The sequence below is a fragment of the Mycobacterium sp. genome (genome assembly GCF_049281135.1).
In the GTDB taxonomy this organism is placed as follows: Bacteria; Actinomycetota; Actinomycetes; order Mycobacteriales; family Mycobacteriaceae; genus Mycobacterium.
Map to the genome: position 1 here is coordinate 1 of NZ_JBAPRN010000778.1, position 9,364 is coordinate 9,364.

General features: G+C 64.4%; 11 protein-coding genes. 6 read left to right on the forward strand and 5 right to left on the reverse strand.

Features of this window, described 5'->3' with window-relative positions:
- The coding region (locus tag WAN02_RS30745; protein WP_422269151.1) for a cytochrome P450 at positions 1-976 on the forward strand (976 nt) is incomplete at its 5' end.
- On the opposite strand, the gene WAN02_RS30750 is transcribed toward WAN02_RS30745, so the two are convergent.
- The 5 genes from WAN02_RS30750 to WAN02_RS30770 are packed head-to-tail and all read right to left on the reverse strand — an operon-like array spanning position 952 to position 5,243.
- The gene (locus WAN02_RS30750; RefSeq protein WP_422269152.1) at positions 952-1,332 is read right to left on the reverse strand and encodes a nuclear transport factor 2 family protein; all 381 of its coding nucleotides are present in this window, start codon (positions 1,330-1,332) and stop codon (positions 952-954) included. The genes WAN02_RS30745 and WAN02_RS30750 overlap by 25 nt on opposite strands.
- A 2-nt stretch (positions 1,333-1,334) precedes the next feature.
- The gene (locus WAN02_RS30755) at positions 1,335-2,987 is read right to left on the reverse strand and encodes an acyl-CoA synthetase (RefSeq protein WP_422269153.1); all 1,653 of its coding nucleotides are present in this window, start codon (positions 2,985-2,987) and stop codon (positions 1,335-1,337) included.
- 8 nt (positions 2,988-2,995) lie between these two features.
- Positions 2,996-3,625 (reverse strand): PaaI family thioesterase, encoded by a 630-nt coding sequence (locus WAN02_RS30760; RefSeq protein WP_422269154.1) that lies wholly within the window; start codon positions 3,623-3,625, stop codon positions 2,996-2,998.
- Positions 3,622-4,254, reverse strand: coding sequence for a cysteine hydrolase (locus tag WAN02_RS30765; RefSeq protein ID WP_422269155.1), 633 nt, complete (start codon positions 4,252-4,254; stop codon positions 3,622-3,624). Before WAN02_RS30765 ends, WAN02_RS30760 begins: the two co-directional genes overlap by 4 nt.
- Entirely contained in the window at positions 4,251-5,243 is a 993-nt protein-coding gene (locus tag WAN02_RS30770) for a Rieske 2Fe-2S domain-containing protein (protein WP_422269156.1), read from the reverse strand. Before WAN02_RS30770 ends, WAN02_RS30765 begins: the two co-directional genes overlap by 4 nt.
- Positions 5,244-5,321: 78 nt before the next feature.
- On the opposite strand from WAN02_RS30770, the gene WAN02_RS30775 reads away from it, so the two are divergent.
- The 5 genes from WAN02_RS30775 to WAN02_RS30795 all read left to right on the forward strand — a co-directional run.
- Positions 5,322-5,762, forward strand: coding sequence for a nuclear transport factor 2 family protein (locus tag WAN02_RS30775; RefSeq protein ID WP_422269157.1), 441 nt, complete (start codon positions 5,322-5,324; stop codon positions 5,760-5,762).
- A complete protein-coding gene (locus WAN02_RS30780) occupies positions 5,755-7,377 on the forward strand; it encodes a flavin-containing monooxygenase (protein WP_422269159.1) in 1,623 nt (540 codons plus the stop codon). The genes WAN02_RS30775 and WAN02_RS30780 overlap by 8 nt, the downstream gene beginning before the upstream one ends.
- Before the next feature lie 9 nt (positions 7,378-7,386).
- A complete protein-coding gene (locus WAN02_RS30785; protein ID WP_422269160.1) occupies positions 7,387-8,508 on the forward strand; it encodes a PHB depolymerase family esterase in 1,122 nt (373 codons plus the stop codon).
- A gap of 10 nt (positions 8,509-8,518) precedes the next feature.
- Entirely contained in the window at positions 8,519-8,902 is a 384-nt protein-coding gene (locus WAN02_RS30790) for a nuclear transport factor 2 family protein (protein ID WP_422269158.1), read from the forward strand.
- Positions 8,866-9,364 (forward strand): LLM class flavin-dependent oxidoreductase (locus tag WAN02_RS30795; protein ID WP_422269161.1); only part of this gene is annotated, 499 nt, incomplete at its 3' end. The genes WAN02_RS30790 and WAN02_RS30795, both read left to right, overlap by 37 nt.

The following is a 9,364-nucleotide window of genomic DNA, read 5'->3' on the forward strand; positions in this document are numbered from 1 at the left end:
CTCACTGCTGGTCAGCGATCCGCCTGAGCACACGCGGCTACGGCGCCCGATCTCGCGGGCATTCACGCCGCGGGCCCTCGATGCACTGCGCGCACGTATCCACGAGATAGCCGACGAGTTGCTCGACGGCCTCGAAGGCCGAACAGAGTGCGACTTGGTCGCCGACTACACCTCACAGATTCCGGTGGCGATCATCGCCGAGATGATCGGAATGCCACCCGACGAGATACCGTATCTCCAGGAATCCGCCGGAACCATATCGAGACTGATCGGCACCAGCGCCGCTTCCTGGCGTGACTTTCGTTCTGGGACAATTGTTCTCCGCGATTTCGACCGGTACATCGCGACCCATATCCAGCGGCTCAGGCACGACCACACCGGCGAAAGTATCCTGTCCGACGTCGTGCGCGACGGAGACCTGACCGAGAGCGAGCTCAGGATGCTCGCAGGGCTGCTCCTCGGCGCAGGCTTTGTGACCACAACCCATGTGCTGAGTAAGGCGGTCGTCACGCTCATCCGTCATCCGGACCAGCTGGCCGCGCTATCCGCGAGCCCCGACGGCTGGCCTGGTGCGGTCGAGGAGATTCTACGTTACGACACGGCGGGTCAAGTGGTGCCGCGTATCGCTACCGAAGACATTGACGTGCAAGGATATCCGGTCAGGACAGACGAAGCCCTCTTTCTGTTGGCGGGCGGCGCCAACCGCGATCCGGCAGTCTTCGAGAACCCCGGTGCCTTCGACACGACCCGCGCCAACGCCCGCGAACACCTCAGCTTCAGTACGGGCATTCACGTCTGCCTGGGCGCCACACTGGCTCGCATGGAACTACACATCGGCCTGCAGTCGTTGTTCGAGCGCTACCCATACCTGGCCCTGGCCGGTGAACCGACTTTCAACAACAGCATCGGCCTGCACGGACTCACGCACCTGCCGGTGTCGCTTCGTCCGGCTCAGTCCATCTCTTCGACCCATTGAGCGCGAGATGGCCCTGGCTCGAACGGATCGCTGAAGTACTGCGATTCGTGGATCACCTCGCCGCCCTCGAATTCCATGATGCTGACCACGTACGAGGGCTTTCCGTCGTACGTCATCACGAGTTCGCTGACCCACAGGTTTCCGCTGCCGAGCATGCGTCGCACGGTGAACCGCTTGAGGTTCGGCTGGGCGGTGCGTGACGCCTGGATGTTGGCTCGGCCCCGGATGCGCTCGCCCGATTGCGGATAGTCGAGAACCGCATCAGCTCGATAGATTTGGTGTTCCGTGGCGAAGTCGTTTGCGTCGGAGGCATCCCAGTGGCGTTGTAGAGCGGCCCGCACGTCGTCGTCACTCATGCCTAGGCTCCGTTCACCGCTTGCTCGCGGGCCCACCGGTAGTCGGCCTTGCCGGAGGGACTGCGTTCGATCGTGTCCCGGAACACAATCGCCTTCGGCAGCTTGTATCGCGCTAATGTCTGTGCGGCATGGTCGATTAGCTCAACGGCCTCGGCCCGCGCGTCGTCGGCGAGTGCAACGACGGCGACGACTTCCTGGCCCCACCGCTCGCTGGGTCGTCCGGTGACGACCACGTCGGTCACCGCGGGATGCGAGGCGATGGCCGTTTCGACTTCTTCGACGAAGATCTTTTCGCCGCCGGAGTTGATCGTCACCGAATCGCGGCCCAGCAGTTCGACACAGCCGTCGGTGCGATGGCGGGCCCGGTCACCGGGCACCGCGTAACGCACGCCGTCGATCACCGGGAACGTGACGGCCGTCTTAGCGGCGTCGCCCTTGTAGCCGAGCGGGATGTGACCCCGTTGCGCCAGCCAGCCCATGCCATCGTGACCCGGTTGCAGGATCGAGCCGCGGTCCTCGGCGGCGACGACGGTATCCGGTCCGGCATTGAAGATGCCCGTCGACACGGTTCCCGACGTCGACATGTGGTGCATCTGGCCGCCGGTCTCCGAGGATCCGACGCCGTCGATGACGATCGCGTTGGGCAGCACGTCGATCACGCGTTGCTTGACGTACGGGGTCAGCAGCGCGCCGCCGCTGGCCACCACAGCCAACGATGACACATCAGCGATGCCCTTTTCGATCGCGGCGACCAAGGGCCGCGCCATCGCGTCGCCGACCACCGTTACTGTCATCACCTTTTCCCGCTCGATGGTGCGGACAACGTCCTCAGCATCGAAATGGTCTATAACAGAGGGGAATACGACAGTCTGGCCGGTGGTGATCGCCGTCATCACGCTCCACTGCGCCGCGCCGTGGATCAGCGGCGGCAGGAGCAATAGCTTGGTTCCGGTGCTGTCTGCCAGTCTCTCCACGATCTCGTCGAGCGAGCTGCTGGGCTCACCGGTCATGATGTTTCGTCCTCCGAAGGACGTCATGAAGATGTCGTGCTGCCGCCACAGCACACCTTTGGGCATCCCGGTGGTGCCGCCGGTATAGAGGACGTACAAATCGTCGGGGGAGTGCTGCAGCGCCGGCTCCGGCGAATCCGAGCCGACGATGGTCTCGTAGTCCACGGCGCCGTAGGGCAATGCGTTGCCCGAATCGTCGGCGATTTGAATCAGGACCCGCAGCTGCGGAAGATCCGGCAACACTTCGGCTACCCGCGGGGCGAAACGGGCGTGGTAGATCAGTGCCGTTGCACCCGAGTCGGCGAGCAGATACTGCAATTCGCTCTTGACGTAGCGGAAATTGACGTTGAACGGTGCGACCCGGGCGGCGAAGGCGCCCAGCAACGCCTCGACGAACTCGTTGCCGTTGTAGGCATACACGCCGAGAAGATCCTGCCCGACTTGGTGGCTATCTAGCGCGGATCGCTCTGTGTGGCAACCTAACCCGCGCGAGTGCAGGTATGCGGCCAGGCGATTCGACCGCCCGACGATGTCTGCGTAGGTGTAGCGTCGATCGCCCTGGATGATCAGCTCGCGGTCCGGAATCGTTGCCGCGACGGCTGCGGCGACGGCGGGCACGGTGAATTCGACTGCGGTGTCGGACATCAGGCCTCTCACGGCTGGTGCGGAAGCAAGCGAACCATCAGGCCGTTGGCTTCGCTGAGTACCGCGCCGTCGGCTGCCGTCATGGTAGCGGTGATGAAAACCTTCCGGCCGTCGATCTCGGTGATCGAGCCGCGAGCCTCCAGCGGCTCGTTGATCGGGGTGATCTTGCGGTAGTCGACGTGCAGGAACGCGGTCCGGGTGGGCCGGATGTTCGCGGCGGTCACCGTCATCCCGAGCAGCCAGTCGTACAGCAGCGGAATCATGCCGCCGTGCACCGCTCGGTTACCGCCCACATGAGCCTCGGTGAAGTGCCCGGTCATGGTGACACCGTCGCGACCGGAGTCGGTCAGCGTCCACGGCGGCATCAGTGGATGCCCCAATCCGGGAATGCTCAACACCCGGCCGGCCACGACCTGCGTCTCCGGAACCTGATGGCCGTCCAAGAGAGCGCACGCGCTTTCCAGGTGCGCGGCCGCGTCAGCCCACAAGGAGCTGTCCGGGTTCGTGGAGACGGTCAGATCCTGCAGTCTGCGCATCGCGGCGACGAATCGACCCAGCTCCGGGGGTGCGTCGTCGACCGGTCTGACTTCGGGAAATCCACCCCGGGCTGCGGGCGCGGTGTCGGCGGTGTCGGTCACAAATTCCCCTCATCAGGCTGGCCCCAGGTCTGGAGCAGATCGTCGGTGCTGGTGATTGTCGCCAACAGCGACAGCGTGTTATCGATGATCGCATTGCCGTACTCGGTGGGGATTCCGGCGACGGCATCGCGAGGCACGACGACCCGATAGGCGGCGTTGACCGCGTCCATGACCACGTTGGGGATCGCGATATTCAGCGACACCCCGACCACCACGATGGTCGACACCCCGAGGTTGCGCAGCACCGCGTCCAGGTCGGTTCCTCCCATCGGGCCGACGCCGTGCCATCTGCTGAGGACGAGATCGGTTGGCTCGGGACCTAATTCGGGCAGCACGGCGGCTCCCGGCGTGCCCGGAAGAATGTTCACCTCACCGCGCCCGATGGAGAAGATCTTGGCGTTGTGATTGGAGCCGAGCCCGTCGGGACGTCGCTGCACTACGCAGTGCACCACCCGTACGCCTGCCGCCCGAGCCGCCGGGAGCAGCCTGGTGATGTTAGGCAGTGCAACGCGGCGCGCCTCCTCGGCAAGCATTGCCAGCCCGGCGTTCGGGCCGATGACGGCGCCCTGGCACTCCTGGGTCACGACTGCGGTGTGCCCGGGTGCCGCGATCTCGGCCAGGTCGATCATGCCGGCACTTCGTAGAACTGGGCGGCCCACTTACGCAGTGCCATATACCCTTTCGCGTCCTCTTTGGACAGCGCGGGATTTTCCACGTACCTCTGGTAACGCCAGATCTGAAGATCGTCGAAGACTGTTGACAGGAAATGCTTTTCGATGGTGTCGCGCAGCTCGCCGGTCGGTACGTCTGACGAGTCGCCGGGCAGCCGCGGCCACCAGATCGAATAGAACAGGTCCGAGCATTCGTCGTCGACCGGTGTGCAGGTGAAGATCAGCCGATGATTCTGGGCGCCCTCGAACACGCTGATCGCGCCACCCAGGCCGAACAAGTGGCTGTGGAACCGCAACGCGAGATCCTCAGGGTTGTCGCTGCGGGCGTCCGGCCAGCCGGCGACGAATTGCCATTCCTGGTCGACGATCTTCCAGTCCAGCACACGCGGCGTCACGGTGGCATGGTGCACATACTCGAAATGCGCGCTGTCGGGCGCATTCTCGGCGACGGTTTGCGGATGCACGGGCTCGCGTTCGGCCCGCCGGGAGAACTCCGGAAACGCACGGTAGTAGGCGGCCGGATCGGTCTCGAATTGCGGGAACTTGCCGAAGATATCGGGCATCTCCCACTGCGCCTCCTTGCCGTCTGGCTGATGCCAGATGAACACGCAGTCGTACTGCTCCCGGACTGGGTACACCCGCAGCCGCAATCCTTTGTTGGGCCGGTCCGGCTGGTAAGGAATGTACCGATTAGTGCCGTCGGGTCCCCAGCGCCATCCGTGGAACGGGCATTGAACGCAGTCGCCGACCACGGTGCCGCCGTGGCCGATGTGGGCGCCGAGGTGTTTGCAGTGCGCTTCCATGACGTGGAGTTCACCCTGCTCGTCGCGGTAAGCGACCAGATCCTCGCCGAAATACTGCAGCGGCCGGACTTCGCCGATGGGGAATTCCGGTGACCAGCCGACCATGAACCAACCGGTGACTTTCCAGGTGAAGGGAACTTTCACACCGGCTCCTCAAGCACTCGTGGCAGCGATACTAAATACGTTACAGTATGGATTCCAGGTCGAGGGAGGCGTTGAGAAGTGGCGGACGAGGTCGAAGCGATTCGGCAGTTGAAAGCACGTTATTGCCGGTTTCTCGATGCCAAGGACGCCGACGGGTGGCGCAGTGTGTTCAGTGACGACGTGGTCGTCCTGCTGGACATGGCGGTGTCCACCGGCGGAGCCGACCCGATGACAGGCCCGCCGGTGGAAGGTGCCGACAACTTCGTGCCCATGGTGCTGGGCGGCCTGGAGAATGCGGCCACCATGCACCACTGCCATACCCCGGAAATCACCCTCACCTCGCCCGTGACCGCCACCGGCATTTGGGCAATGGAGGATTGGATCATCTTCGGCAACGGCAACGAACTGCACGGCGCGGGCCACTACCACGAGACCTACGAAAAGCAGGACGGCACTTGGCGGATCAAGACGCTGCACCTGACTCGGACCATCCAGCAGATCACCGGTGACAATGCCTGATAGCGACCCGCGCTTCGATGCGCTCGTTATCGGTGCCGGATTCTCCGGCTTGTACACGCTGCACCGACTGCGTCAGCTCGGGCTCAGGACCCGGGTGTTGGAGATGGCCGAAAACGTCGGTGGCACTTGGCTGTACAACCGTTACCCCGGTGCACGGTGTGACATCGAGAGCATTGAGTACTCGTACAGCTTCTCCGAGGAAATCCAGCAGGAATGGGTGTGGACGGAGACCATGCCGGCCCAGCCCGAGGTGGAGGCCTACCTGAACTTCGTCGCCGACCGCCTCGCCCTTCGCCGCGACATCCAGTTCGGCACCAAGGTCGTCGCGATGACCTTCGACGAGCAGGCGGCGGACTGGACGGTGCGCACCGAAGCCGGTGAGATTCTCAGGGCCCCGCTCGTCGTCGCGGCGACCGGAATCTTGTCGGCGCCGCTGGAACCCGACATCCCCGGGATGGCCTCCTTCACCGGAACGTCGTTGTTCACCAGCCGCTGGCCGAAGGACGGTGTCGACCTTGCCGGACGACGGGTCGGCGTCATCGGTACCGGTTCGAGCGGTATCCAGCTCATCCCGGTGGTTGCCCGAGAAGCCGAGCAGCTCTATGTGTTTCAGCGCTCTCCGGCCTACACCCTGCCGTGGCGGGTGCGGCGTTTCGAGCCCGGCGAGCTGGACGATCTGAAAGCGCATTACGACGACATCCGAGCCGCCCAACGGGCTCACCCGGTTGGCGCGGCGCGGCTGAGCGCCTTCTCGGTGTTGCTCGGGATGCTCGGCAAGCCCCCGTTGAAGTCGGCGTCACGCGACGATCAATTGCGCGCCATCGAAGAGGACGGCGTGCTGGGCGCGCTGAATTGGGGTGACATCTTCTTCGACATCGAGGCCAACCGGATGGCGGCAACGTTGTATGGCGAGGCGGTGGCGCGGATCGTCGAGGACCCCGAAACGGCGAGCTCCCTGGTGCCCGACCACCCGTTCGCCTGTAAGCGGCCGATCATCGACCAGGGCTACTACGAGACCTTCAACCGCGACAACGTGACGCTCGTCGATTTGCGTAAGGGAGCGATCCGCGCGGTGACCCCGTCCGGTATTCGCACTGACCAGCGTTCTTACGATCTCGACGTGATCGTCTATGCCACCGGGTTCGACGCAATGACAGGTGCGTTGAGCCGCATCGACATTCGTGGACGCGACGGACTGTCGCTCGGCAAATTCTGGGCCACCGAGGGGCCGCTGTCTTATCTGGGGCTGGCGGTCGCCGGCTTCCCGAACCTGTTCACGATCCAGGGCCCGGGCAGTCCGAGCGCGGCCACCAACTTCGTCGCTGCGCTCGAACAACATGTGGACTGGATCTGCGACTGCATCACACACCTGCGCTCCAACGGGATTCGCACCATCGAGGCACTGTCCACCGCGCAGCAGGACTGGATCGACCACGCCACCTCGTTGGTCGCCCCGACCGTTCTCGTCCATCCGTCATGCAACTCCTGGTACAACGGTGGCAACGTGCCCGGCAAGAAACGCATGTACATGGGTTACACCGGCGGAATCCCTGAATACCGGCGTCGCTGCGACGAAATCGCGGCCGCCGGTTACACCGGTTTCAAACTGGCCTAGGTGAGCGACATGTCGTTGGCGACGCGCAGCCTGGTCCTGACCCGCGACGTGGTCCGCGAACTGGGCAAGGTTGTGCCCCGGACGGTGGCCGGCCTCAACGAGTCGACCGGGTGGGCCCCGGCGACGCCGCGTGGTGTGCGCCAGTTCGGCGAGGTGATGCTCGATGAGCTTGCGTTATCCGGCTTTTCGCTCCTGGGTGGAACGCCAAAGGCGATCCGGTCGCCGGACGCGTGCACCGGGGCAGCCGAGGAGTTGTCGGCGCTGGGCATCGATCGTGCGCACGCCGACCCAGAACCATTGCAGGTGCAGAGGACGCAGCGCCGGCGCATCGCCGGTCTGGCGTACGAACGGCTGACCTTCGAGCACGATCCCGCGCTGCCGAAGACGCTGGCGGCCGAGGGTTTTGGTGGTCCGGCGAGGGCCGTTGTGCACCTGTGCCGCCACACCGATGGCCCCCGGCCATGGCTGATATGGGTGCACGGCGCCGGCCAGGGTGGCGCCGAAGACCTGCTGCTGACGCGGATCGGACGGATCCATCACCAGTTGGGATTCAACGTCGCTATGCCGGTGCAGCCCGGCCACGGCTGCCGACGTCGCGAATGGCCGGCCTACCCGGACATGGACCCGCTCGGCAATGTCGCCGGCATGATGCGCGCGGTGTCGGAGGTACGAGCCGTCGTCAAATGGGTCCGGCCACAAGCCAGCACGGTTGTGGTGTCAGGGATTTCGATGGGCACCCCGGTGGCCGCGCTGGTGTCGCACCTGCAGCGGGACATCGATGCAGTTGGCCTGTATACCCCCATCCTCGGACTGAACGCCATGATCGCGCGACACCTGGGACGTTGGGGCTCGTCGAGAGACGTGTTCCGCGAGTTGCTGGCCTCCCCAGTGGTCTCGCAGCTGACCTCGGTGATCGATCCGCTGGCCGTCGACCCGGCGCCGCCGCCCGAGCGACGGCTCATCGTCGGCGCGTGGCACGACCGGATGGCAATGCGCGAGCCCACGACCGCGCTGCAGGACCGGTGGGGTGGCCAACTGTACTGGTATGACGGCAGCCACGTCGGTCACATCTTCTCCCGGCGCGTACAGCGAGTTACCGAGCGGTTCCTGCGCGACGTCGAGAACCCGTAGAGGTGTGTGAATGAGCGCCTCACCCCGCACGGCCCGCGAGGTTGTCGAGCTCTACAACCTCGTGGTGTGGAATGAGCGCGACTTCGTGCTCGCCGAGGAGTTGGTCGGCGACACGGTCACCCGCCATGAGGTGGGTGAGGCGACAGTGCTCACGCACGAGGAGGCGGTCAACCGCATCGTCGATCACTGGGCCATGTTCGAGGCCATCAGATTCGATCTGAATCTGGTTGTTGCCGGTGACGATGGTGAACACGTCGCGATCGTCTACCAGTCTCCGATGACGCTCAGGGATGGCACCACTGTTGACGTTGGCAGCATGGAGATCTTCCGCGTCGTCGCCGGGAAGATCACCGAAGTCTGGAACTGCGGCTACAAGCAAGGAGTTTGGAGTTGACCGAGACGCTCGACGAATTGGGTTATTACCTGCTGGCTGGAGCCGGCGGTGAGGGTCCGGCCACCTTGATGGACGAGGCGCGCCGCGGCGAGGAGTTGGGTTTCGGCACGGCGTTCATCTCCGAACGCTGGAACGTCAAGGAGGCCTCGTCACTGGTTGGCGCGGCATGTGCGGTGACCAGCCGGATGCAGATCGCCACCGCCGCAACCAATCACAACACCCGCCATCCGCTGATCACCGGATCGTGGGCGACGACGATGCACCGGTTGTCCGGCGGCCGCTTCACTCTCGGCGTAGGGCGCGGTATCGCCGCGATCTACGGGGCATTCGGCATTCCGGCGGTGACGACCGCACAGATGGAGGATTGGGCGCAGGTCATGCGCCGACTCTGGCACGGCGAGGTGATCTTCAACCACGACGGCCCAATGGGCAAGTACCCCATCCTTTTCCTCGATCCGGACT